This is a genomic window from Microbacterium phosphatis (genome assembly GCF_049177115.1).
Classification (GTDB): Bacteria; Actinomycetota; Actinomycetes; order Actinomycetales; family Microbacteriaceae; genus Microbacterium; species Microbacterium phosphatis.
Window position 1 is genome coordinate 2,843,990 of sequence record NZ_CP185370.1, and the last position, 22,523, is coordinate 2,866,512.

Annotated in this window: 24 protein-coding genes; 6 read left to right on the forward strand and 18 right to left on the reverse strand. The window is 68.0% G+C overall.

Features of this window, described 5'->3' with window-relative positions:
- Window positions 1-240: 240 nt before the first annotated feature.
- The 8 genes from ACOKGD_RS13605 to ACOKGD_RS13640 form a co-directional block, all read right to left on the reverse strand.
- The gene (locus ACOKGD_RS13605) at window positions 241-2,073 is read right to left on the reverse strand and encodes a cytochrome c oxidase assembly protein (protein ID WP_342335562.1); all 1,833 of its coding nucleotides are present in this window, start codon (window positions 2,071-2,073) and stop codon (window positions 241-243) included.
- Window positions 2,070-2,555, reverse strand: a complete 486-nt coding sequence (locus tag ACOKGD_RS13610) for a DUF3515 family protein (RefSeq protein ID WP_342335564.1) — start codon at window positions 2,553-2,555, stop codon at window positions 2,070-2,072. The genes ACOKGD_RS13605 and ACOKGD_RS13610 overlap by 4 nt, the downstream gene beginning before the upstream one ends.
- Window positions 2,552-4,144, reverse strand: a complete 1,593-nt coding sequence (gene lnt / locus ACOKGD_RS13615; protein ID WP_421355065.1) for an apolipoprotein N-acyltransferase — start codon at window positions 4,142-4,144, stop codon at window positions 2,552-2,554. The genes ACOKGD_RS13610 and lnt overlap by 4 nt, the downstream gene beginning before the upstream one ends.
- Window positions 4,116-4,796, reverse strand: a complete 681-nt coding sequence (locus ACOKGD_RS13620; protein WP_342335566.1) for a DsbA family protein — start codon at window positions 4,794-4,796, stop codon at window positions 4,116-4,118. Before ACOKGD_RS13620 ends, lnt begins: the two co-directional genes overlap by 29 nt.
- Window positions 4,793-6,523: a cytochrome c biogenesis protein ResB gene (gene resB, locus ACOKGD_RS13625; protein ID WP_342335567.1), complete on the reverse strand. Its 1,731-nt coding sequence runs from the start codon at window positions 6,521-6,523 to the stop codon at window positions 4,793-4,795. Before resB ends, ACOKGD_RS13620 begins: the two co-directional genes overlap by 4 nt.
- On the reverse strand, window positions 6,504-7,244 hold the full coding sequence (locus ACOKGD_RS13630) for a cytochrome c biogenesis CcdA family protein (RefSeq protein WP_342335568.1): 741 nt from the start codon (window positions 7,242-7,244) through the stop codon (window positions 6,504-6,506). Before ACOKGD_RS13630 ends, resB begins: the two co-directional genes overlap by 20 nt.
- Before the next feature lies 1 nt (window position 7,245).
- A complete protein-coding gene (locus ACOKGD_RS13635; RefSeq protein WP_342335569.1) occupies window positions 7,246-7,860 on the reverse strand; it encodes a TlpA family protein disulfide reductase in 615 nt (204 codons plus the stop codon).
- Window positions 7,861-8,003: 143 nt separating this feature from the next.
- Window positions 8,004-8,714 (reverse strand): hypothetical protein, encoded by a 711-nt coding sequence (locus tag ACOKGD_RS13640; RefSeq protein ID WP_342335571.1) that lies wholly within the window; start codon window positions 8,712-8,714, stop codon window positions 8,004-8,006.
- 223 nt (window positions 8,715-8,937) lie between these two features.
- Between ACOKGD_RS13640 and cmtR the strand changes: the two genes are divergently transcribed.
- Genes cmtR through ACOKGD_RS13660 form a run of 4 tightly spaced genes read left to right on the forward strand, consistent with a single transcriptional unit; the run spans window position 8,938 to window position 12,090 of the window.
- Entirely contained in the window at window positions 8,938-9,297 is a 360-nt protein-coding gene (gene cmtR / locus ACOKGD_RS13645; protein WP_342336443.1) for a Cd(II)/Pb(II)-sensing metalloregulatory transcriptional regulator CmtR, read from the forward strand.
- Window positions 9,294-11,204 (forward strand): heavy metal translocating P-type ATPase, encoded by a 1,911-nt coding sequence (locus ACOKGD_RS13650; protein WP_342335572.1) that lies wholly within the window; start codon window positions 9,294-9,296, stop codon window positions 11,202-11,204. Before cmtR ends, ACOKGD_RS13650 begins: the two co-directional genes overlap by 4 nt.
- Window positions 11,201-11,788: a signal peptidase II gene (gene lspA / locus ACOKGD_RS13655; RefSeq protein ID WP_421355066.1), complete on the forward strand. Its 588-nt coding sequence runs from the start codon at window positions 11,201-11,203 to the stop codon at window positions 11,786-11,788. Before ACOKGD_RS13650 ends, lspA begins: the two co-directional genes overlap by 4 nt.
- Window positions 11,785-12,090 (forward strand): thioredoxin family protein, encoded by a 306-nt coding sequence (locus ACOKGD_RS13660; RefSeq protein WP_342335574.1) that lies wholly within the window; start codon window positions 11,785-11,787, stop codon window positions 12,088-12,090. The genes lspA and ACOKGD_RS13660 overlap by 4 nt, the downstream gene beginning before the upstream one ends.
- Before the next feature lie 222 nt (window positions 12,091-12,312).
- On the opposite strand, the gene ACOKGD_RS13665 is transcribed toward ACOKGD_RS13660, so the two are convergent.
- From ACOKGD_RS13665 to ACOKGD_RS13710, 10 genes are all read right to left on the reverse strand, one after another.
- Window positions 12,313-13,257, reverse strand: coding sequence for a cytochrome c oxidase assembly protein (locus tag ACOKGD_RS13665; RefSeq protein WP_342335575.1), 945 nt, complete (start codon window positions 13,255-13,257; stop codon window positions 12,313-12,315).
- Window positions 13,258-13,262: 5 nt separating this feature from the next.
- Window positions 13,263-13,598, reverse strand: coding sequence for a DUF6804 family protein (locus ACOKGD_RS13670; protein WP_342335577.1), 336 nt, complete (start codon window positions 13,596-13,598; stop codon window positions 13,263-13,265).
- Between the two features lie 3 nt (window positions 13,599-13,601).
- Complete coding sequence (locus ACOKGD_RS13675) at window positions 13,602-14,132, reverse strand: signal peptidase II (RefSeq protein WP_342335579.1); 531 nt, start codon at window positions 14,130-14,132, stop codon at window positions 13,602-13,604.
- A 383-nt stretch (window positions 14,133-14,515) separates the two neighbouring features.
- Complete coding sequence (locus tag ACOKGD_RS13680) at window positions 14,516-15,421, reverse strand: cation diffusion facilitator family transporter (RefSeq protein ID WP_342335580.1); 906 nt, start codon at window positions 15,419-15,421, stop codon at window positions 14,516-14,518.
- A 30-nt stretch (window positions 15,422-15,451) separates the two neighbouring features.
- Window positions 15,452-16,483: a flavin-containing monooxygenase gene (locus ACOKGD_RS13685; protein ID WP_342335581.1), complete on the reverse strand. Its 1,032-nt coding sequence runs from the start codon at window positions 16,481-16,483 to the stop codon at window positions 15,452-15,454.
- Window positions 16,484-17,329: 846 nt separating this feature from the next.
- Window positions 17,330-18,451: an alpha/beta hydrolase family protein gene (locus tag ACOKGD_RS13690; protein WP_342335582.1), complete on the reverse strand. Its 1,122-nt coding sequence runs from the start codon at window positions 18,449-18,451 to the stop codon at window positions 17,330-17,332.
- A gap of 26 nt (window positions 18,452-18,477) precedes the next feature.
- Window positions 18,478-19,491 carry a hypothetical protein gene (locus ACOKGD_RS13695; RefSeq protein ID WP_342335584.1) on the reverse strand — a complete coding sequence of 338 codons (1,014 nt, stop codon included), beginning with the start codon at window positions 19,489-19,491 and terminating at the stop codon, window positions 18,478-18,480.
- Window positions 19,488-19,952, reverse strand: a complete 465-nt coding sequence (locus ACOKGD_RS13700) for a hypothetical protein (protein ID WP_342335585.1) — start codon at window positions 19,950-19,952, stop codon at window positions 19,488-19,490. The genes ACOKGD_RS13695 and ACOKGD_RS13700 overlap by 4 nt, the downstream gene beginning before the upstream one ends.
- 61 nt (window positions 19,953-20,013) lie before the next feature.
- On the reverse strand, window positions 20,014-20,478 hold the full coding sequence (locus ACOKGD_RS13705; protein WP_342335586.1) for a hypothetical protein: 465 nt from the start codon (window positions 20,476-20,478) through the stop codon (window positions 20,014-20,016).
- Between the two features lie 221 nt (window positions 20,479-20,699).
- On the reverse strand, window positions 20,700-20,951 hold the full coding sequence (locus ACOKGD_RS13710; protein WP_134746320.1) for a winged helix-turn-helix domain-containing protein: 252 nt from the start codon (window positions 20,949-20,951) through the stop codon (window positions 20,700-20,702).
- 204 nt (window positions 20,952-21,155) lie between these two features.
- On the opposite strand from ACOKGD_RS13710, the gene ACOKGD_RS13715 reads away from it, so the two are divergent.
- On the forward strand, window positions 21,156-21,893 hold the full coding sequence (locus ACOKGD_RS13715; RefSeq protein WP_342335588.1) for a hypothetical protein: 738 nt from the start codon (window positions 21,156-21,158) through the stop codon (window positions 21,891-21,893).
- A 1-nt stretch (window position 21,894) separates the two neighbouring features.
- The gene (locus tag ACOKGD_RS13720; RefSeq protein ID WP_342335589.1) at window positions 21,895-22,506 is read left to right on the forward strand and encodes a M23 family metallopeptidase; all 612 of its coding nucleotides are present in this window, start codon (window positions 21,895-21,897) and stop codon (window positions 22,504-22,506) included.
- Window positions 22,507-22,523: the final 17 nt, after the last annotated feature.

The window sequence follows — 22,523 nt, forward strand, 5'->3', positions numbered from 1 at the left end:
TTGCGGTCACGGCTGCCGCCAATCGCGGCAGCGACAGGCGCCGCCCGACTAGCACGGTCGCGATCGGCACGGCGAACGCGACCGCCGCCGAGATACTCATCAGCGGGGCGGCATGGCCTTGTGCGGCACCATGAAAGGTCGCCGCCAGCAGCGTCGAGACTAGCGCGGCCGCGAGACCGCGGACCACGCGCGCGCTCCGGTGCTGGCGGGGGGCGCTCACCCCTGGAGTGTACGCAGGTGTCACGCCCGTCCTCTCGGATGGAGGATCACGACGGCGGCGACGATCGGGATCGCCCCGAGCGCGGCGATCACGCCCGCCACACGTTGGTCGCCCATCGGATCAAGACCCCAGACGCGTCCCATGGCGCCGAACCAGTCGGCGATCATGAGCCCCGGCTGCAGGAGCACCCAGGCGCCGAGTGCGAGCGGTGCCAGGATGGCGAGCCCGGCGACCACCGTCCGCATCGCCCGCGGCAGCGTCGACGAGCGCAGCGACCGAATCAGGAGCACTCCGCTCACCAGCGTCAGCACGACGCGCAGCTCGTGCGCGAGCGGGTCGGCCAGCGCCCAGCGGAGCGCTCCGGTGGCCGACGTGACCCACAGGATCAGGACGAACAGAGCCACGCCTGCGAGCGGATGACCGAGCACGCGCGCGACGGTCGATCGTCTGAACGCATGAATCCACTCGCGGCAACCGCGACTGTCGTCGGTGCGAATCAGGATCGCGTCGTCCGCGAGACGCAAGGGGGCACCGAGGACGAGCAGCAGAGGGACGACGGTTGCAAGCAGCAGCCGGCCGAGCATGTCGATGCTGTGGAGGTAGTCGGCGTACGCGGCGATCGGCCCGCCTGTCACCCACATGAGCAGCAGCAGGCCGCCCAGCCATGCCGCTGTGCGCCGGGACGCCCAATCCTCACCGCGCCCGCGCAGCCGGCGGACTCCGGCAACATAGAAGAACGCCACGAAGCCGGCAACGACGGCCCAGAGGAGGTCGAGGTCCCAGGTCGTGAGCCAGCGGCTCAGGGTCAGCTCGGGCGGGAGGGGCGCTTCGGTGAGGATCTCGGCCGCCGTGGTCAGTGCTGGTGTCGTGGCATCGGCAGGAGACGGCGTGCGCGCAAGCGCGGCGGCGGCACCGCTGGCCAACCCCATGACAGCGAACTCGATCAGAACGAACACCCAAAACATGCCGCTGCCGGTCGCGCTTCTGGCGATGAACCGCCGCCGATGTGCCGCCCCGATGGCGCCGAGCAGCACCAGTGCGCCGACCTTTATCGCGAGTACGGTTCCGTAGGCGCTAAGCAGGTCACGCCACCCACTGAGCGAGGTCATGGTGCGGGCGATGCCGGACACGGTCACGACGATGAACGCGACGAGCGCCAGCGTCGAATACCGTTCCACGAGCACCCGCACGCGGTGCTCCCGCATGATTGGGCGCAGAAATACCAATGTGAGAAGCCCGCCGAGCCACACGGATGCACCGACGACGTGCAGTACGAGAGCCATCACCGCGGCGTCGTGGTTGGCGAGGCTGCCGGAGTGCCCCTGAGTGGCCATCGGCACCAGTGTCGCAACCGAAAGGACGCCGGCCAGCAAGGTCGCGACCCAACCCCGCACCGCGAACGCGAGCATGGTGATCGTTGCCGCGGCGATCGTGGTGATCAGCCAGACCCGTCCGAGTTCGGTTTCGGTGAGGAACCGGCCCAGCTGCTGACCGAACTCCGCCCCGAGCGAGAGCTGCGGATTGAACGACGACAGGAACGTCAGAAACCCGGTGATTCCGCTCGCCACGGTCAGCACGGCCGCGCCGACCGATGCCGTATCCAGCGCCGTGTCGAACTCGCGTTCGCCGGCCCGCAACGCGAACAGCGCGAGCACGAGAGCGCCGACCATCGCCGCGGCAGCGAGGTTGACGAGCAGCTTCGCCGCCGGCAGCCCCCACCTAACGAGCGCACCCGGGTCGCTGGTCAGGCGCGGTGAGGCACCCCCGCCGATGACCAGGGCGACGACGACTGCGAGCATTGCTGCCAGGAGCAGGATCGCCGGTCCTGCAAGACGCAGGCTCTGGGGCTTCACGGAGCGTCCTTCCCCTGTGGCGTGTCGCTGTCTGGAGCGGTGCACGCTCCCGTCGTGGGAAGTTGCTGGACGGCTCCGGCGAGGACACCGAGCACCTGGTCGGCGGAGATAACGGTGGTGTCGACGTAGGCCTGCGCGGCGGGCTGGCGGCCGTAAGTGGTCAGCCGCAGGTTCGGCGTGTCGGTCTCGTCGACGATCCAGTCGACGCCACCGATGGTGACGCACTGAAGGGTGGTCGGCGCGGGAGGTTCGAGTCCGCAGCTGAACACCACCGCGGTCGGGTCACCCCATGCGGCGGTCGCCTGTGCATCGGTCCAGCGACGCGGCAAGTCGTCGATGGTGTCCGGTACGCGCACCGACACGTCGGCGCAGCGTGGGTCGTTCGCACTTGCCGCGGGCTGCACCGTGACAGTGGCGACGCAACCGGCCAAGGCGACCGACAGCGTGAACGCCGCGCCGAGGGTGCTGAGTCGTCGGATCATGAGGCTCTCCATTCGCGGTCGCGGCAGGCAAGCACCGCCGGAAGGCGGGGAATCAGTGGGAGCAGGAGCAGCGTTGCGACGCTGCCCGCGACGGCGACGCCGGTGATCCAGGGGCCGAGCAGCACGCCGGCGGTGACCCCGGTGTGCAGCGGCACGGTCGTGATGCGCGCCGCAGCCTCGGCGGCCGGGACCTCATCGATAACGCGCCCGTCGGCACCGATGACCTGGCTGGTGCCGGTCGTGGAGACGTTGACGACGGTCCGTCCGGTCTCGATCGCGCGCATCCGCGCGATGGCGAGTTGCTGGAGGTTCTCGTCGGTGCCGCGGAAGTCGGCGTTGTTCGTCTGGAACACGTACGCCTGTGCCCCGCCCAGTGCACCGGCGCGGATGACGTCGTCGTAGATGACGTCGAAGCAGATGGCGAGTCCGAGCGTGCGGTCGTCGAGGGCCACGACGGGTGCGTTGTTTCCAGGCGCGTACTCGCGCTGGATCATTCCGATCAGATCGGGGGCGATCGTCTCGTAGAGCCAACGGTCGGGCACGTACTCGCCGAACGGCACGGGGTTCGCCTTGTCGTGCGGCTGCGGTGCCTTCTTCCCGGTCCACAGCAGTGAGGTGTTGTAGGTGCTGCCGTCGCGTTCGGTGGCGGCGTTCACGAGCAGCGGCGCGCCGGCGCGGCGCACCGTTTCATCGAGGATCGCGGCCGTAGCGGGGGTGTTCAGCGGGTCGCTGTCGACGGATCCCTCCGGCCAGACCAGCAGATCCATCGGCGCACCGAGTAGCGGCTCAGTGGCGGCCAGCTGCGCGCGGAGGATATCGCCGGCTGCGCGGTTGTCGAAGTATGCCGAGGGGCCGTTCGCCTGCACCCATCCGATCCGCAAGCTGCCGGACGGCGTCGTCGGGAACGGTGGCACCAGCACGAGCGCTGCTAGCGCGCCGGCGAGGGAGGCGCTCGTCCAGAGCGAACGGAACGCCCCGTCACGTGCCGCTTCGATCGCGGCCGCGCACAGTCCGACGATCAGCAGGGACAATCCGCCGATGCCCATCCAAGACGCCAGGTCAGCGAGTGGCCCGCTTGCCTGGCTCAGTCCGATGCGCGCCCACGGGAACCCCGTGTACGGCCAGGATCCCATGGCGATCTCTCGCAGGGTCCACGCGCCGCCGACGAGAAGCGCCGTGAGCGCCCACCGACTGCGACGTGGAAACCGGTGCGCCCACCGGTACGCCAGCGTGATCGGCACCGACCCCGCCGCGAACAGTGCCGCCTGCAGCCCGGACAGCGCGACCCACGGCAGCGGCCCCAGGAACTCCGCCACCCACACCAGATGCAGCGGGAAGAAAGCCGCACCGAACACGAGACCGATCCCGAGGGCACCGCGCGCGCTGCGGCCGATCAGCGACACGAGCGCCAGGGCAATGGCGATGAAGGCCGCCGGCCACCAGCCGACCGACGGGTACGCGAGGTCGAGGATCACCCCGCCGAGCAACGCGGCAAGCAGCGCGAAGCGGAGAGGCAGCAGCGGGCGAGCCGCCGGCGCCCGCTCAACGGGATGCGCTGTCTCAGTCGGCGATGGCGCGGTCGAGGGCATCGGTGAGGTCGGTAAGGGAGTTGAGCTCGAGCTTCTCGCCGTCGAGGAAGAACGTCGGTGTACCGGTCACGCCCATCTCCTGCCCTGCCAGGAAGTCCTCCTCCACGCGCTCCTGGGTGGCGGGATCCGCGACCGCTTCGTCGTACGCGTCCATGTCGAGACCCAGTTCCTCGGCGTACCCGCGGAACCGGTCGGCTTCCGAGCTGGAGCCCTCGCCCCACTCGATCTGCGTCTCGAACATCCGGGCGTACATCTCCTCGAACCGGCCCTGCTGCGACGCTGCTTCGACGGCGATCGCTGCGTTCATCGAATTGAAGTGGCTCGGGATCGGGAAGTACCGCACGACGTAGTTGATCTCTCCGGCGTACTGTTCACGGATCTCTTCGACATACGGGTAGAAGGCGCCGCACGCCTCGCACTCGAAGTCGAGGAACTCCACGAGCGTGGGCGCGTCCGGACCGGCGTCGTCGAGTATGTGGGAGTTGCTGCGAGTACCGGGGAGCGCACCGTCGTCGGGTGTGACGGGCGCGGGACGGGTGACGTTCACGTAGACGATCGCGGCGAGCACCAGGGCGATGACGACGGCGATGGCGAGGAGCGTCGCTTTCACCGGGGTCGACAGCCTCTTGTCGGCTGGGGTGGGCGTGGTCATGGGTTCTCCTTCGATGAGGGCGGGAAGGCGGGGTCGTCGGTGACGGCGGGGAGGTGGTCGTCGCGGAGTCGGGCCACGGCCTGTGCGAGCTGGGGGTCCTCGCCCCGCGCGAGCCCGGCGTACTCCAGCCGCAGCCGCGGCGCACCTTCGCCGTCGCCCGGCTGCAACGTGGCCTTCACCCACAGGCGCCGCCGGGGCACGAGGAGGGCGGTGATGAGGCCGGCGGTTGCCAGGGAGGCGAACGCGAGCACCCAGCCGGCGCCGCCGTCTCGCTGGATTTGCAGCGAGACGAAGCGCTTGACCGAGGAGAGGGGATCGTCTGTTCCGGACACATCCGCGAAGGTGATCGTTCCCCAGCCGTGGGGCAGGTCGGCGGTCTGTCCGGGTGTGAGCTCGATGGATTCCAGGCCGGAGTCGCCGCCGGTGACCTGCGTCATCCCGGAGGTGTCCAGCGTGTACACGGAGCGGGGCGTGCCGTCGTCGATGCCGAGACTGCCAGAGAAGACGTTGAAGGTGGCGACGGGGTTGACCAGGTCCGGGTACACGGACGTGTATGCGCCCGTCGGAAGCGTCCCCTGGGTCGGGTAGAAGAACCCGACCAGGCCGATCTGCTCGGGCAGCCCGTCGGGGACCTTGATGATGCCGAGGGAGGTCATCATGCCGTCCTGGGGCAGAAACGGCTGGGGCTCGCTGTAGATGACCTCGCCCGCCGCATTGCGGATCGTGATCGTCGGCGCGTACCCGTTGCCGAGCAGGTAGATGCGGTCGCCGCCGACGTCGATCGGATCGTTCACTCGCACCACGTCCCTGCGACCTTCCGGGTCACCGGGAGCGCGGATCGTCAGACGTGCGGCGAAATTCCCGGCCTGTCCGGCACCGGGCGTGCCCGGCAGCTCATAGGTGACATCGAACCGGTCGAGCGTCAGCGAGTACGGTTCGAGCGCGGTGTTGTCGACGAAACGGCCGGGTGTGAACGAGGAGTAGTCGCTGAGGCTGTTGACGAACGTGGAGTCCTCGACGATGACCCGCTGTCCGGTGTACGCGAAGCCACCGGTGACGAGCACAGTGACGAGCACGCCGACGAGGGAGGCGTGGAAGACGAGATTGCCCGTCTCGCGGAGGTAGCCGCGTTCGGCCGACACCGACCAGGTGCCAGCCGCGTCATAGCGCTCAGTGCGGTACCCCTGACGGCGCAGCAGTCGTTCCGCGACCGCGATCGCGGCCGGTGCCTCGACGTCGGCAACCAACCCTCGGGGCACGTGAACGTCCTCGATCAGGTGGTCCTCGAGACGTCCCAGGCGCGCCGGAGTGCGCGGTGGTCGCGAGCGCAGCGCCTTCGCGTGGTGCCGGATTCGTGGGATGATGCAGCCGACGAGCGAGACGAACAGCAGCAAGTACACCGACGAGAACCACACCGACCCGTACAGGTCGAACAGCTGGAGTGCATCGAGCACGGGCGCGAGGTCGGGGTTATCGCGGAAGTACTGCGTCACGCCGTTCGGATTGGCCATCCGCTGCGGGAAGATCGACCCCGGTACCGCAATCAGTGCGAGCAGGAGCAGCAGCACCAGCGCCGTGCGCATGCTGGTCAGCTGCCGCCAGGCCCACCTCAGCCAGCCGGTCGCGCCGAGGGTCGGGCCCGTGATCCGGTCGTCGTCACCCCGGTCGATGTGATCGGCCGGGCGCATCGGGTCGGCTGAGACGGTGTCAGAACGGGAGGGTGACATTCACCATCACCCCCTGCAGCACGGACATGAGTCGACCCCAGGCGCCCGTGACCATCAGCACACCTAGCAGCACCAAGACGACGCCGCCGGCGATGTTGAACGCCCGGATGTGGCGGCGCATGAACGCGACGGAACGGGTTGCCCAGCCGAGGCCGAGCGCAAGCAGCAGAAAAGGCACGCCCAGGCCGAGCGAGTACGCCAGGCCAAGGAGCCCCGCCCGCCACGGGTCGCCGATGTTCCACGAGACCGACATGATCGCCGCAAGCGTGGGACCAATGCACGGTGTCCAGCCGATCCCGAGCGCGATGCCCAGCAGAGGCGCTCCGACGAGACCGAGGTCGCGCCCGAGACGGATCCGGACTGTGCGCTGAGCGGTGCGGAAGACGCCGATGAAGACCAGCCCCATCGCGATCACGAGCACACCGAGTACCCGGGTGAGCAGGTTCGAGTGCTGCAGGAAGAACAACCCGAACACGCCACCGAGGATCGTGACGGCCATGAACACAACGGTGAACCCGCCGATGAAGAGCCCCACTCCGATGAGCAGCCGGCGCCTCGCGGTTGACCCACCGTCCTCGGGTGATCCGACCGCGGATCCGAGATAGCCGAAGTAGCCGGGCACCAGCGGCAGGACACATGGCGAGGCGAATGAGATGAGCCCGGCGAGCGTCGCTATCAGGACTGCCAGCCACAGCGATCCGTCGACGATGACCGCACCCATCTCAGTGCACCTCGGCGAGCACGTCGTCGATGAGCGTCGACAGGATCGATGCCGACTGCAGTTGCCCGATGATACGCCCGGCGACCCGGCCCTGCCGATCCATCACGAGCGTCGTCGGGGTCGCCTGGATAGGCGTCGCGGCGGCGAACGCCAGTTTCACCTGACCATCGTTCGCGTCGATCACGCTCGGATACGTGACCCCGTTGTCTGCGGCGAACGCGCGGGCGGACGCCGGCTGGTCGTAGATGTTGATGCCGAGGAACCCGACATCCTGTTGCTGGTACTTCTGCCAGACCTCCTCGAGCATTGGAGCTTCGACGATGCACGGTCCGCACGCTGCGTACCAGAAGTTCACGACGTACACGCGACCGGCGAAGTCATCGCTGGAGGCGGGCTCGTCGTACTCCGTGACGCCGTCGAACACGACCGGGTCACCGCGCTCGGCGACCGGGATCTGCTCGACGCGGAAGTCACCGGATTCGTAGGTCTGCACGCCGGAGTCGTATCCGGCTGCCACGCCGTCCTGCGGTGTGCAGCCGACGAGCGCGACGAGTAGCGCTGCGGCAGCGAGCAGGCTTACGGCCGTGCGAGGGCTCGGCCGGGGATGGGATGTCATGGGTCTCCTCGTGATCGGCAGTCCGACGCACGCCGGAGCGCGCTCAGCGCGCGGGCACGACGGTTGCGTGCGCCACGTCAGCCGATGGACGCCTCACGGCATGCGGGCGACGTCCCCGGCGGGCGACGTCGCAGTGACCGCGATCAGGTCCGGGAGATCCCCAGCAGAGCAGGCGTCAGTACCGGCGTGAAGGTGGGAACCGGACGAGGAACGGAGAACAGCAGCACGCCGATCGGAACCCTCGCGAGCAGTCGCGGGCGGTGCATGAGTGACCGGGCGGCGGCGATCGCGAGCAGAACACAGCAGAGCGCGCCGAGCAGGCACAATGCCGTCTCCTCCGCGCCTGCTCCCTCGGGAGCGAGCACCACTACGACCTCGGCGTCGGACACGGCAGAGTCCGACGGGGCTCTGTCCCCGCCGATGCTCACGGTCGCCGTGGCAGCGGAGCGTTCGATGCTGTCGTGCGCCGACGTCGTCCACAGGCCTAGCAGCAGCAGGGCAACCGCCCCAAGGACCAGCACGATCCATGCGACGGCACCTCGTCGGCTCCCCGTGGGGGTACCGTCGACGGCGGTCAGGCGCATGTCCTTCAGCATAAGTGTTCGCTGCTGACAGTTCCGCCCCCTGATGAGACCGACGCCGCGGCCCGCGGACCGGTGACGCCCAGGGCGATCCCGACGATGGCGGGCGCGTCGTTGATGAGCGGTGCGGTCCTCTTCACCGGTCAGCATGACGACGTCGATGTCCTGCTTCCGCCACAATCGGGTGGTCTCGACTGATTCGTGCCGCAGCTCGTCGCGCACCTCGAGCACTCCTGCGATTTGCCGGTCGAGTTCAACGATGACCACGGCCATACCGGTCGCAGCCGTGTCCTCGGTGGCTTCCCGCGAGCGCGCGCGACGTTAGCCAGCGGTACTAGAGTCCCGGCACGGTCGACCGCACCGGCCGGCACCGAGTCACCCGGGTCCGATATCTACGGGGATCGACTCGGCAGTAGCAGTGATTCTGATGTTCTGCAGTCGCGTACTCGGCACCCTGACGATCAAGAATAGTCAGCACCTGCTGTATAGTCAGCATATGCTGACTGTTGCTTCTCGCCTCGACGTCATGAATCGGCTCGGCCGGGCCATGGCGGACGCGACGCGCTCCCGGATCCTGATGACCCTGCTGGACGGCCCGAGCTACCCCGCCGTGCTCTCGCGCGAGCTCGAGCTGACCCGATCGAACGTGTCGAACCATCTGACCTGTCTTCGTGACTGCGGGATTGTGGTCGCCGAGCCCGAGGGACGCCAGACCCGCTACGAGATCGCCGATCCGCACCTCGCGGCGGCGCTCACGGCGCTGGTGGACGTGACGCTGGCCGTGGACGAGCACGCGCCGTGCGTGGACGCCGAGTGCACGGTGCCGGGCTGCTGCGGGACGGGAGCGGGCGCGTGAGCGCGGCGTGCGGCTGCGACGAGCCGGAGACCCGGGTCGGTGAGGAGGCCGAGGAAGAGCGGGAGCGTCCGTGGTGGCGGGACCGCGGGGTCATGGTCCCGGTGTTCTCCGGCGTCGCCTTCGGCACCGGTCTGGTCCTGGAATGGGCAGGGGCGGAGATCCCGGCACTGGTGGCGTTCTGGATCGGCCTGCTCCTGGGCGCGTCGACGTTCACCCCGGGCGCGATCCGCAAGCTGTTCAAGGGCAAGCTGGGCATCGGGCTGCTGATGACGATCAGTGCGGTCGGCGCGGTCATCCTCGGCTACGTCGAAGAAGCTGCGGCGCTGGCGTTCCTGTACTCGATCGCCGAGGCGCTGGAGGACAAGGCCATGGACCGCGCTCGCGGCGGGCTGCGGGCGCTGCTCAAGCTCGTCCCGGAGACCGCGACGATCCGACGGGACGGGGCGTCCGTGGTGGTCGCCGCGAAGGATCTGGCATTTGGTCAGCTGATGCTGGTGCGTCCGGGTGAGCGGATCGCGACCGACGGCATCGTGCGTGCGGGCCGGTCGAGCCTGGACACCTCCGCGATCACCGGCGAGTCCATCCCCGTCGAGGTCGAGCCCGGCGATGCGGTGTCGGCCGGGGCGATCAACACCGCCGGGGCTCTGGAGATCGAGACGACTGCGGCAGGCACGGACAACTCGCTGACCACGATCGTGGAGCTGGTGGAGCAGGCTCAGGCTGAGAAGGGCGACCGCGCCCGCTTGGCCGACCGCATCGCTCGCCCTCTCGTGCCCGGCGTGCTGATCCTTGCCGCCCTCGTCGCGATCGTCGGGTCGCTGCTGGGCGACCCGGAGCTGTGGATCACCCGCGCCCTCGTGGTGCTCGTCGCCGCGTCCCCGTGCGCGCTGGCGATCTCCGTTCCGCTGACCGTGGTCGCCGCGATCGGCTCGGCGAGCAAGTTCGGCGTGATCATCAAGTCCGGCGCGGTCTTCGAGCGGTTCGGTGTGATCCGCCACGTCGCCGTCGACAAGACCGGCACCCTCACCCGCAACGAGCCCACCGTCACCGCCGTCCTCACCGCCGACGGGGTGGACGAGGCGCAGGCATTGGCGTGGGCTGCGTCGCTGGAGCAGCACAGCACCCACCCGCTGGCCGCCGCGATCACCGCCGCCTCGCCCGGAGCCCCCGCCGCCCTGGACGTAACCGAGCAGCCCGGGCACGGGATCGAGGGCACCCTCGACGGGGCCCGGATCACCGTCGGCAGCCCCCGCTGGCTCGACGCCGGGACACTCAAGGACCACGTCGCGGGCCTGGAGGAGCAGGGCATGACCGTCGTGATCGTGCACCGCGACGGCGCGCCGGTCGCGGCGATCGGCGTCCGCGACGAGCTGCGCCCCGAGGTCCCCGAGGTGGTCCGCACCCTCGCCGCCCAGGGCGTCGGGGTGACGATGCTCACCGGCGACAACGCCCGCACCGCGCGGGCGCTGGCCGCGCAGGCCGGGATCGAGGACGTGCGCGCCGAGCTGCGTCCCGAGGACAAGGCCGCCGCGATCAGCAAACTGGGCCAGCACGGCTCGGTCGCGATGATCGGCGACGGCATCAACGACGCCCCCGCCCTGGCCGCCGCGGACATCGGCATTGCCATGGGCGCGACCGGCTCCGACGCCGCTATCGAGTCCGCCGACGTCGCCTTCACCGGCCACGACCTGCGGCTCCTCCCGCGCGCGTTCGACCACGCCCGCCGCGGACGGCACATCATCAACCAGAACATCATCCTGTCCCTGCTGATCATCACCGCCCTGCTCCCGCTCGCCCTGTTCGGCGTGCTCGGGCTGGCCGCGGTGGTGCTGGTGCACGAGATCGCCGAGGTCATCGTCATCCTCAACGGGCTCCGCGCGGCTCGCACGAGGAAGACCGCCTCGTGAATGTGCCGGGTGCCGTCGAGACGGCTGACGCCGGCGTCGCGGACGAGAAGGCCCCACCTCCCACCCGGCGGGCGGTCGGCGCGGCTCTCGCCGTCGGCGCGCTCGGCGTCGCTCTGGACCAGGGGACGAAGGCCCTCGCGGCCGCGCGGCTGACGCCGGGCGAACGGGTCCCGCTGCTCGGTGACTTGTACGGCCTGTCCCTGGTCCACAACCCCGGGGCCGCGTTCTCGCTCGGCGCGGGGTCGACGTGGATCTTTACGACCGCCGGCGTCCTCGCTTCGGTGGCGGTGGTCGTGTTCGCCGTGCGGCTTCGGGGCCTGCGGTGGGGTCTCGCCCTGGGCGTGGTCCTCGGCGGCGCGGTCGGCAACCTTGTCGACCGGCTCGGTAACCCGCCCGCGATCGGTCAGGGACACGTCACGGACTTCCTCGCCTACGGGAACCTCTTCGTCGGGAACATCGCCGACGTCCTCGTCGTCGTCGGCGTCGGCCTGGTCTGCCTGAACCTGCTCCGAGGGGATAAGCAACGTCTGCCTAGAGCGCAGTCCATTGCGCGTCGCGGTCGCGCGGAGGCGAGGGTTCGATGAAGATCACGCTGCAGTACTTCGACGAGTGTCCCAATTGGGTCGCGCTCGAGCGGAGCGTCCTCGAGATCATCGAAGGGCGACAGGACGTGACGGTCACGCGTCAAGCTGTTCGCACGGAGGAGGAGGCGGTTAAGATCCAGTTTCACGGCTCGCCAACACTGCTGATCGACGGCGTTGATCCGTTCGCTGACGCGAACCCACCCGTCGGGCTTGCCTGCCGCGTGTTCCGGACTCCTGTGGGACTGGCCGGGACGCCGACGGCGGATCAACTTCGCGCCGTCATCCTGGATGCGTTTGGATGACCCCCTCGTGCCCCGCAGTCATGCAGTCGGCTGGGCGCAAGCGATGATCGCTGTCCCCCTTCTGCGACCAATCTCTCCACCCTCGATCGGCGACTGCCGCTGTCGATTGGGGCAAGCGGTTTGAGACGTTCGTCTGCGTCAGCTCGAGATCGCGGGCGAGCTGAGCCGATAACCCAGCGCCTCGAGTAGCGACAGCTGGATCCGCGCTCGCGTGTACACCGGTCACTGGCCAGTCCTGGATCGCTGTTCGAGACGTGCCAGGTAGTCGTTGTAGCGGTTGAGGTCGTCATCGCCGTGCACGTCTGCGTAGCGGTCATGAGCACGCGCGCGGGCTGAGTCCTCGCGGAACCAGCGGTGCATGACGTACAGCACCATGATCAGCGTGGGCGCCTCGCCGTATGACCAGGCCAGCGCGCCGGCGACCTGCTGGTCCTCAAGGGGATCGAGACCCAGTGCGAGCGTGCTCTCAGCGAAAGTGCTGATCATCAGCGTGGTGCTCATCATGATGAACACACCGAAGAACGCGTGGAGGGCGGCCTCGACGAACAGGTCGATGGCGCGGGCGCCGTAGCTCATCCGCACCGGCAGCGGGTCCTCGGCGAGGACCGGGATCGTGAACAGCATTCCAACGACGAAGAACCCGATCTCAAGCGCCTGATGGCCCCATGGCAGCCGAAGCAGCGGGTCGGCGAGGTTGCCGAGGTAGAGCCCGTAGTACGCCAGCAGGTACAACGGCACCGCGAGGGCTGGGCTCAGCACCCAGCGGGCAGCGCGGCTGCGCAGCGCCCCGTGCGCGACACGCAGCACCCTACGCCCGAGGCCGCGATGCGGCGTGGCGCGCAGCAGTAGTGTGCCGGGCGAGCCGAGCACGAGCAGCGGCGGGATTGCCATCATCAGGGTGAGCTGCTGGAACATGAACACGGAGAATTGCACGTAACCGTAGCTCTCCACGCCCAGCCCCATCGTCAAGACCAAGGCGAGGCAGCCGGTAAGGAAGCAGATGGTGCGCGCTACCGACCACCGGCGTCGCAGCCACCACAGGCGGATTGCCCCGGCCAGGTAGGCGACCGCGAGCAGCAGACCCAGTGCAGCGAGCGGCGATGGCGGATACGGGCCGGGCGCGAAGTACTCCAGCAGGCCTGGGGGTGGCAGCGACACGTCGTCCACGGCGCTCAGGGGCGCTCGATCTTGATGAGCGCTCCAGCGACGAGGAAGACCACGGCCGCGACGGGCTGCGCCGCCATCCACACCGGCCCCTCGAACGGCATCGGCCACGCCGGGTTCCACAGCACACAGATCGCGGCGAACACCGGGATCCACCACCACTGGCGCGCCTGAACCGCAAACCATCCGATGATGATCGCGAAGATCGACACGACGTACAGGACGAGCATCGCCCACTCGCCTGCCAGCAGGAGCGGCGCGAGGAACAGCACCGGCGCGGCGAGGAGGCTCGGCGCGAGCGCGTTGCGCTGGTAGGTGGACGGGGTCCGCTTGGTCTTGCTCATGAGTTATCCGTTCTTCGCGGCGCCGACTGTGGCCGCGGCGTCCGAGGGGGCGGTGGTGAGGAATGCCCGCGTGCACAGGAGGTCGATGGCGAGGATGATCGCCCCGATCGCGAGGGCGACGTCCGCGAGATTGCCGATGAACAGCTCTCCGTACGCGAGGAAATCAATGACATGACCCTGACCGAACGCGGGCGGAGCGAAGAGCCGGTCGACCAGGTTCCCGAAGGCGCCTCCGAGGGTGAACCCCAGGGCGATCGAACTCGGCGTGGTCGCCGAACGGACCAGAGCAACGCACACGCCTGCAGTCAGAACCGACGTCAGGATCGTGATCAGCCAGGTCTGATCCGCACCGAACGACAGTGCGATCCCCGGGTTGAACGCCAGCTGCAAGCCGAGCAGGTCGCCCAGCAGCGGGATCCGGTCGCGTCCGCCCAGCGAGGACACGGCGATCGCCTTGGTCACCTGATCGATCGTGAGCACCGCGGCGGCGACCGCGCACCCGAAGGCGAACCCTACCGCGCGGTCAGTTCTCATTGGAACTCCGAACGGCGCGACTTCCGCGCTCTCTACGCCGTCGTTCCTGTCGCATCATGAGCACGATTCCGACGAGCGGCCCCACGAGCACGATCGGGAACATGATGCCCACAAACGCCATCAATCCGTCCGCGCCTTGCTGAGCTGGCTTCGTCTCGTACCCACTGGACGTCTCGCCCGGGTGCGGAGTAGGCGCGTCGTCCGGCTCGACAGTCGGTGCGCCTGTCGAGTCGGGCGAGTTCAGCATCCCGGCGACAGTGCTCGTGTATTCGTCATGGGAGAAGGTTCCTTCGAGGGCGTTGGCTCCTGCGTCGAGAGGGGCGGTTATGGCCAGGCCCAGACCAATGATGACGCCGATAGCGGTTCGCCGTGGCTGTGGATGTTCACGCATGGGCGGTGTCCTCTCCGGAGTGTGATTCGGGCTCCAGCTGGAAAGTCGAGTGCTCGACGGACACGTCGAAGTGCTCGGCTACGCACTCCTGCAATGCGCTGAGGAGAGCCGCGGTGTCGGCACTGTCCCGGACGACCACGTGCGCAGTCAGGATCGGCAGGTCGGATGACACGAGCGATGCATGCAGATCGTGAACCGCCACGACACCGGGCATCTCGAGAATGTGACGTCGGACGCTGCCCAGATCGAGCCCAGGAGGCGTCGACTCGAGCAGCACCCGCCCGGAGGCGCGCAGCAGGATGATCGTGCGCGGGACGATCAACGAAGCGATCACGATGCCCGCGATCGCGTCGGCCTGGTACCACCCGAATGCCCAGATGGCAACGGCGCTCAGAATCACACCGACCGAGCCGAGGGCGTCGTTCATCACTTCGAGGAACGCAGCGCGCAGGTTGAGGTTCTGCTTGCGCCCCCCCATCAAGACGAGAAGCGAGACGATGTTGGCGATCAGCCCGACAATGCCGAAGAACAGCAGGCTTCCGGATGCGATCTCCGGAGGTTCGAATAGGCGCCGGATGCCCTCGACGAGCGCGAACAGGCCCACGGCGAGAAGCAGGGCCGCCTGCGCCAGCGCACCGAGGACCTCCGCGCGGCGCAATCCCCACGTGTGCGTCTCGGTCGGCGGGCGGTTCATGAGCTGCGCGGCTGTGACAGCCATGGCGAGCCCGATCACGTCCGTGAGCATGTGGGTCGCATCCACCAGCAGCGCCAAGCTGCCGGTGATGATCGATCCGACCACCTCGATCAGAAAGAACGAGAGCGTGATCGAGAACGCGATCAGAAGCCGGCTGCGCGGTGTCCGCCCCGCATCGCCGGCGTGGTCATGTCCGGTTCCCATGGTTGGTGCCTCCTTACCGTTCCCAGCCATTCATGGCCGCTGGATGATGTGGCGGGCGACGCGGGCCGCGTCCCGCAGCACGCCTTGGATCGTGTCACCGCCGGGATACCCGTACCGGGGCAGTCCGGCAGTGAACAGCCCAGGCATTGATGTGCGGCCCCGCTTGCGCGGGTGAGGGCGCACGTCGTCCGGCAGCCAGTCGTCGCCGGGCCGATAGCCGGTGGCGAAGACCACGGATGTCGGACCGAGTTGCCGTCCATCCGAGAGCACGACCTCTGCGCCGATCGCTCCGACCGCCGCGGGTGCGATGTCGACTCCGGCCTCGCGCAGTTCCGCGTAGCTATCGGTGAACAGCGGCTCGGGCACCTGTTCTCCGGTGAAGCGCCGCTGCCGGTCGCCAGACATGGTGGGATACGCGGCCGCGGGTCGTCGACGTCGAGGGGTGCGGGTGGCCAGCGTGACGCGGTGGCTCGCGAGGAGTTCTCGGGCGAGCTGGACCCCCGCGTTCCCGCCGCCGACGATGAGGACGTCCCCGGCGGGGATCTGCCGTGGGTACTGGTACTGGCTGCTGTGCAGCACCGTGCCTGGCACCGTGAGGTCGGCGACCCAAGCGGGCATGTGGGGGCGGGCATGGGCGCCGGTGGCACAAACGACGTTCCGGGTCTGCACGTCGCCCGCGTCCGTGCGCAGTTCGAGCGTCGTACTGTTGCCGACCCGCCTCACCTCGATCGCCTTCACCCCCCAGCGCGGGATGAGGCCGATGTGCTTCTCGAACGCGGCGAGGTACGACGCCATCTCATCCACACGTGGGTGCCGGCGAGGGTCACCGGGGAAGGGGAACGGCGGGAGTGCGCTGTGCCGGGCCTCGCTCAGCAGCCGCAGCGAGTGCCATCGCGACGCCCAGCTGCGGATCCGCGGCGCCCGGTCGATCACGACGAAGTCGCGTTGCGGAACCAGTCCACGGAGCACGAGCTCGGCCGACACAGCCAGTCCCGCCTGCCCCGCTCCGACGATGATCGCGCGTCGATGTGACAGTCCTAGCTTCTCAACGCGAGCATTCATACGATCAGGAAGATCACGGTGACGAACGACCAAACCAACGCGAACGCGAGGCACATGACCAGCGCGGCGGCCAGGACCAAAGCGGCCTTATTCCAGGCTTTCAAGACAACAACTCCAAACAAGATCCACGACACAGGACAGCGCGCGGTCAGGCCACCGGCGCTACATCGCCACCCAAGGGCGGCAACTGGCGGATCAGGTTCGGGAGATCGAGAGTTGGGTCAAAGTAACCGCTACGGGCCGGCGTCCGGGCTCGCAGAACGACGGGCTTGGATGGACGGGACTGACCGACAGCATCGACGGTGCATGCTCGCGTCGCAGTCTCAGGAACGACACCACCAAGGCAAGCCCGCACAGCGCTCCGAGCAGACAAGCGGCGAGTCCGAGTGCGGGCCCGCCGCCATCGCCCGCGAGTGTCATCGACACGGATGACGCCGGGTTGCTCGTCACCAAGGCGTCAGCGTCTGGAGCCTGGCCGCTTGCCGTCACGGATGAGGCAGGTGCAAGGACCTCCGGCCCCGCATGGAACGCCGTCCACGCGCCGACCACCATGAGCAGCACGAGGACTGCGCTCCTAATGATCCTCGTTATCGCATCCCAGTTGCTCCGCCCCGCGTCCATGTGGTTAGAGCGAAGCGAGCCCATCAGAACCATCTTAGGTCCGGGACTTGTAGAAGCGGCAACTGTTCTGCAGTGCATGGCCTGCTCGACATCCAGCCAGGGAGGATGAAGGGTACGCCGATGAACACCGCGGACCCGCTCGGCGTGGCCGCGCGGTGGGGCGACCTAGAAGCGGCGATTCACCACACCTAAGAAGCCGAACTCGAGGACGAGCCTCGCGAGGTCTCAGCCGTCCGCGTGCGAGGATACCCAGGCGAAAGCCCTGGCCCGCCACAACGCAGGATCTGCGTTCCAGGTCAGGGTGTGATCCGAATCGAACGTCTCCACCCGAACAATGTAGGGAAGTCGCTGCGCCAGTAGACGCGAGACCCTCACGGGCGCCGACGTGTCTTGGATGCCGTGAAGGATCAACGCCGGCACGTGCAGTTCGGCCGCGGGCTTGAGCCAATCGAACGCCGCGAGCGGAATCTCCGACCGGAGGCCGAGGACCCGCGCAAGCACGCCACGCTGCAGCCAAGGGAGTGCGAACAGGCCGACGCACGATGGCAGACCGGCACGCCGGCAGTTCGCCCCGATCGTCGTCACCCAGTCGAGGACGGGCGACTCGAGGACGAGCCTGTCGATGGCTCCGTCGAACTCCGCGTCCACGGCGAGTTGCAGGGCGATCGCGGCGCCCATCGACCATCCGAACAGGACCACTCGGCGCGCGCCTTGAGCGAGCGCATACCTGACGGCAGCCCGAACGTCGTCGGTCTCCGTCGCGCCGAGTGTTGACCGACCGGAGCCCACGCGGGGCCCTTCACCGTCGTTTCGGTACGACACGACCAGCGAAGTCAGCCCAGCATCCGCGGCGACCAGGACGCCGCGCAACGTGCCGGCACGAGGGCTTCCCAGCCCGTGGATGTGGATCGCCCACTGATCGCTTGGGACGCCTGACGGGTGGATGAGCCATGCGGGGGCCGGGCCCGCGGGTGTGTCCACCGCGACATCCAAGGCATCGAGCCCCGCGTCGACAGGGTCGCGGTAGTAGATGCCGCTCCACGACGCGCGCGCTCCGCCCCGCAAGTCGGCGCCGGGCGTGACCCCGAGCACAACGCGGGTCACAGTCGAAGCCTTTTCGTCAACGACGGCACCGAGCCGCACCCATCCCCCATCCTCGAGCCAGAGGTTGTAGAAGCCCGACGCCTGGGTCCGCGGGGTGCGGTCGAGCACCGCCGCATCCTGTTCCCCGTGCCGAATCACGTCGCGCACGACGAGGTCGTACACGCGCGCGCCGGGCGGTGCCGTCAGCCGCCGGGCGATCACGAAGCCAATGCCACCGGCTGCAGCCATGACGGCGGCACCCATGGCCCCGGCGACTATCGCGAGCGCTCTCAACGCGGCTCCTTCGGGCATCCCACATGAGGTGCTTCCGCCTTGAGGGAGGCCCCGGCCTCGCCCGCCATCAGGTGTGCTTCGGCACTCTCGACTGCCAGCCGCTCAGCATCGCTCAACGCGAAGGCGACGCGCGGGTCGATGACGGCATCTCGAACTTCGACGATCTGGCGGTGCAGCTGAGTCTCGGCGTCTTCGCGATGAAACGCCGGCTCAAGCTGACTCAACCCCGGCCGCACATCGATCGCTCTCTCCCAGATAGGCGTCACCTGTGCGAGGAGCGCACGAGTCCCCTCCTCGCGCGAGCGGGCACGCACCCAGCGCAGCGCGGGTTGGGCGCCGAGCCCGAGGCAGAGGAACACGAACGTCGCCAGGAAGAGTGGATCGTAGACGGCGCTGAACCCATCCATGAGCGTCAGGTTCCCGACGATGTGCGCGAGATCCATGGCGATGACGACGAGGGACAGCGCGAGGCCGGAGAGGCTCCCAACCAGCACCGAGACCGCCGGCAGGCGCTCCGAGCCACGACTTCGTCCGATCTGACGAGATGCGGCAGCAGCCATGGCGGTCAGCACGACGCCGTCGTAGGTGAACTGGATGATCGAGTACGTCGCGGCGGCCGGCTGTGCCCCGAGGTCCAGCATGAACGTCGTCGTCGTCTCGCCCCGGTCGATGCATGCGAAGGCTGTGACGGCGCCAACGACTGCGACCGCCAGTACTGAACGACCGAGTGCGATGTGGGCGACTCGCGACTGATACTGCATCGCCTTCGCGACTCCCCGCCCCAGGAAGAACACCCCCACCATCAATGTGAGGTCGGCAAGCAGCGTGACGACGTTCGTGCCACCGAGCACCGGGTCGACCCACCGGTAGGTGGTGTCGACGTTGAACGTCATCGCGATCGCGATTGTCACCGCGGAGTAAAGGATGCTGCGATCCGCTCGGCCGCGCCGCAGGATGAGAAGGTTCGCAACGAGCAGCCACATCAGGGCGGAGGCCGCGATCGGGATCACCCGAAGATCTCCAGATAGCGAGAGTGGTGAAGCGCCGAACCGCGGATCGCGCCAGCGAGGTGATCCGCGAGCGACTCCGCCACGATCTCGTCGTCCGTTACAAGGTCCTGGCGGCGAAGCAGACGCTGGCGAGTGGATGCAGGAATGTCGGGCAGCAGGAAGTCGGGCATCGTCGCCTCTTCGTGCTCGCCGTGGCCGAGCATCATGTGGGCGAGCTCGTGGAGCACGAACTGCTGCCGATGCAACGCCGACTCACTTCGCGCGTGCAGGACGAGATCCTCGGTATCCGTGATCAACCACACCGCGCAGATGCCTTCCTGGTCGCTCAGATTCGCGAGTTCCACGATCCGAATCGGACGCAATCTGCGTCGCTGCAACGCGCAGACGAGATCGTCGAATGAGAAAGCCTCGCCGAGCGCGAGCTCTGCCATGGCCGTCGACACGGTCGCTTCGATGTTCACGGTTCCACTCCTTCCGCATCCATCCGACCCGTCGCAGCGCACGCACCCGCCGGGCCAGCCGCTATCTGTTCGCCACTTCCTTGTCCAGGAATCGACTGATCGCCTCAAGCGCCTCCGGGGAGATGTCGCCGAGAGTTCGCGCCGCATACGACTTCACCTTCGCTGCCCGCATCGATCGGACCAGATCGAGCTGCGCCCTGACCTTTGCCGGCATCGGCGCGTCGCCCCCCTCGGCAATGAACGAAGCGTCGACGTCGAAGAACTCAGCAAGCACTTCGAAGAGCGGGCGGTCTTGCACGTACCGGTGCCCATTGACCATGTACGTCCACCGAGACCGGGACAGGTTGACGCCCCGATCGCGTGCGAACGCGGCGATCTGGGAGTAGGTCGGCTCCGATCCCGACTCGGCAATGGCGACGTCGAGCAGCAGTCGCAACCGCCTCGCCAGGTCCTCCGCCGCTGCTTTGCTTTCATCCTCTGTCATGTTCCCCTGACCATCCTCCGCCTTCGGGTAAGGCTCGGTCACAGCCGTTGAGCACGCCCAACGTCCCCCATGTGGATGCTCACGCTACTCGTTGGGCATGCTCAACTCAACCGTTGCGCGGACCCGGCTCGAGTGCAAGGCTGAGTCGCGCCCAGGTTTGAGCATGCTCAACGCGAACGATGGATACGACGACATCGCCGAGAGGGGTCGACATGCCAGACGACCGCATGGCAGACCAACGCGGCCAAGATCACGCGAACCGGCTAGAACTCGCCCAGCACCTGCTCCAGCCGCATCACCATCTCGGTGACCTGGGCGTCATCCACGATGTACCGCACGCGCTGTCCGCGCGTCGCGACGTCACGCGGCGGATCCGCGATGATCAAGCCCGCGTCGAGCAGCCTCTCGAGCCCGTTGTAGACGGTCAGTGCTGGAATCTCGAGCGCGTCGGCGATCTCGCCCCTGGTCTGGCCAGGGTTCTTCCGCAGATGACCAATGATGGTCGCCTGCATCATGTTCCCGAGAGCCTTGATCGGATCCTCCGCGTAATCGCTGTTCGCGGGGCGGGTGTATCGGGGCACCGACCCAGTCTGACGCAGGCGAGATTCACTCGTCCACCGAACGGAAGCGAAAAGTGCTTCCCCTTCGCAAGTGTAGTGTTATATGCTTCCCTCATGTCAAGGCCGGCGGAGCTCAATGGAAGGCGCGGGAGGTAGCTGATGTCGCACCCCCGCACTCCCGCTCGCCGTGGCTTCGTCTGGGCCATCATCGGCGGCGTCATCGTCGTCGCAGCGATCGTCGCGATCATCCTCTCGTCCGTCAGGGCACAGGCGCCGACCGCCGACCCCACTCCGAGCAGCGACCCTGGCGAGACGTCCGACCCGAGCGCGACGGCGCCTGCCACCGGCGAATTCGTCGACGAGACCGTGTCCGAGAGGGGCTGGGTCCCGGAGCCGATCACGACGGACCCGGACGCGTACCTGCGCGCGGCGCTGGCGGCGGCATCTACGTTCGACACCCAGCGGAGCACCCGGCCGGAGTGGCTCACATACCTCGACAAGTGGTTCACGCCCGACACCCGCTACACGTCCGACCAGGATCGCGAAGACGACATGCGCGCCTCGCAGCTCGAACTGCGCCAGGGCGTCGTGCTCCCCGAGGACGAGTGGAACTCGCTCGCGAACGAGGAAGGGCGGGTAACAGCCGAGGTGCCGGGCGAGATCACCTACGACGACGTTCCGGACGACGCATCCGGTGACATGCGCATCGGCACCGCCGACGTGGTGCTGACCTTCACCCGGTCCGACGGTTCCGGGAGCGAGACATCGTACGACGAGACCGTGCGCGTGAGCGTCCAGGTGCTGTGCGGCGCGGGCTCGATCCCGACGCCGGAGAGCGCGCAGCAGCCCGGCGACTGCAAGGTCGTCCGCTACTTCTCAGGATCATTGGAGCCCTGACATGGGCGCCCCGGTCGCTGCCGCTGCAGCCCTCGCGAACACGAGGACCGGGCGCAAGATCGTGACAGGGGCGATTCTCCTTTTCGCGGTTTTCGCAGCACTGCTGGCCACACCGCTCATCGCCGTTCCGTTCGCGGTCGCGGGACAGTCGGTTGCCACCACTGTCGAGCGTCGGCCGGCACTCATCACCAACAGCGAGTGGGCATACCCGCTCGCCGGTGGCTACTTCAAAGGACGGGGCTTCGGTTTCAACCCGGTGATCGGATGCAGCTACTGCTCGATCGACCACCAGGGTTACGACATGGCCCAGGGCTGCGGCGCGACGGTGTACGCGGCCGGCCCCGGCGAAGTGATCACCGCCGGTTCGTATCAGGGGTACGGGAACGCCGTCCGCATCGACCACGGCGGCGGTCTCGTGACGCTCTACGGCCACATGCAGTGGGGTTCCCTCCGCACGTCAGTCGGCGCGACCGTCGCGGCCGGCGCCCCGATCGGGGCGGAAGGCAACACCGGACGCTCGTTCGGCTGCCACATGCATTTCGAGGTGCAGCGAGACGGCGCCGCCATCGATCCGCAACCGTTCCTGGCCGCACTCGGCCTTCCGCTCAAGTGATCACATCGAGGGAGCAA

What these genes read in the sequence shown, in the direction of transcription:
- ACOKGD_RS13610 (WP_342335564.1), bottom strand. Translation starts at nt 2,555, where the DNA reads ATGATCCGACGACTCAGCACCCTCGGCGCGGCGTTCACGCTGTCGGTC.
- lnt (WP_421355065.1), bottom strand. Translation starts at nt 4,144, where the DNA reads ATGCCCTCGACCGCGCCATCGCCGACTGAGACAGCGCATCCCGTTGAG.
- ACOKGD_RS13620 (WP_342335566.1), bottom strand. Translation starts at nt 4,796, where the DNA reads ATGACCACGCCCACCCCAGCCGACAAGAGGCTGTCGACCCCGGTGAAA.
- resB (WP_342335567.1), bottom strand. Translation starts at nt 6,523, where the DNA reads ATGTCACCCTCCCGTTCTGACACCGTCTCAGCCGACCCGATGCGCCCG.
- ACOKGD_RS13630 (WP_342335568.1), bottom strand. Translation starts at nt 7,244, where the DNA reads ATGGGTGCGGTCATCGTCGACGGATCGCTGTGGCTGGCAGTCCTGATA.
- ACOKGD_RS13635 (WP_342335569.1), bottom strand. Translation starts at nt 7,860, where the DNA reads ATGACATCCCATCCCCGGCCGAGCCCTCGCACGGCCGTAAGCCTGCTC.
- ACOKGD_RS13640 (WP_342335571.1), bottom strand. Translation starts at nt 8,714, where the DNA reads ATGGCCGTGGTCATCGTTGAACTCGACCGGCAAATCGCAGGAGTGCTC.
- cmtR (WP_342336443.1), top strand. Translation starts at nt 8,938, where the DNA reads ATGCTGACTGTTGCTTCTCGCCTCGACGTCATGAATCGGCTCGGCCGG.
- ACOKGD_RS13660 (WP_342335574.1), top strand. Translation starts at nt 11,785, where the DNA reads ATGAAGATCACGCTGCAGTACTTCGACGAGTGTCCCAATTGGGTCGCG.
- ACOKGD_RS13670 (WP_342335577.1), bottom strand. Translation starts at nt 13,598, where the DNA reads ATGAGCAAGACCAAGCGGACCCCGTCCACCTACCAGCGCAACGCGCTC.
- ACOKGD_RS13675 (WP_342335579.1), bottom strand. Translation starts at nt 14,132, where the DNA reads ATGAGAACTGACCGCGCGGTAGGGTTCGCCTTCGGGTGCGCGGTCGCC.
- ACOKGD_RS13680 (WP_342335580.1), bottom strand. Translation starts at nt 15,421, where the DNA reads ATGGGAACCGGACATGACCACGCCGGCGATGCGGGGCGGACACCGCGC.
- ACOKGD_RS13685 (WP_342335581.1), bottom strand. Translation starts at nt 16,483, where the DNA reads ATGAATGCTCGCGTTGAGAAGCTAGGACTGTCACATCGACGCGCGATC.
- ACOKGD_RS13690 (WP_342335582.1), bottom strand. Translation starts at nt 18,451, where the DNA reads ATGGGTGCCGCCGTCATGGCTGCAGCCGGTGGCATTGGCTTCGTGATC.
- ACOKGD_RS13710 (WP_134746320.1), bottom strand. Translation starts at nt 20,951, where the DNA reads ATGATGCAGGCGACCATCATTGGTCATCTGCGGAAGAACCCTGGCCAG.
- ACOKGD_RS13715 (WP_342335588.1), top strand. Translation starts at nt 21,156, where the DNA reads ATGTCGCACCCCCGCACTCCCGCTCGCCGTGGCTTCGTCTGGGCCATC.
- ACOKGD_RS13720 (WP_342335589.1), top strand. Translation starts at nt 21,895, where the DNA reads ATGGGCGCCCCGGTCGCTGCCGCTGCAGCCCTCGCGAACACGAGGACC.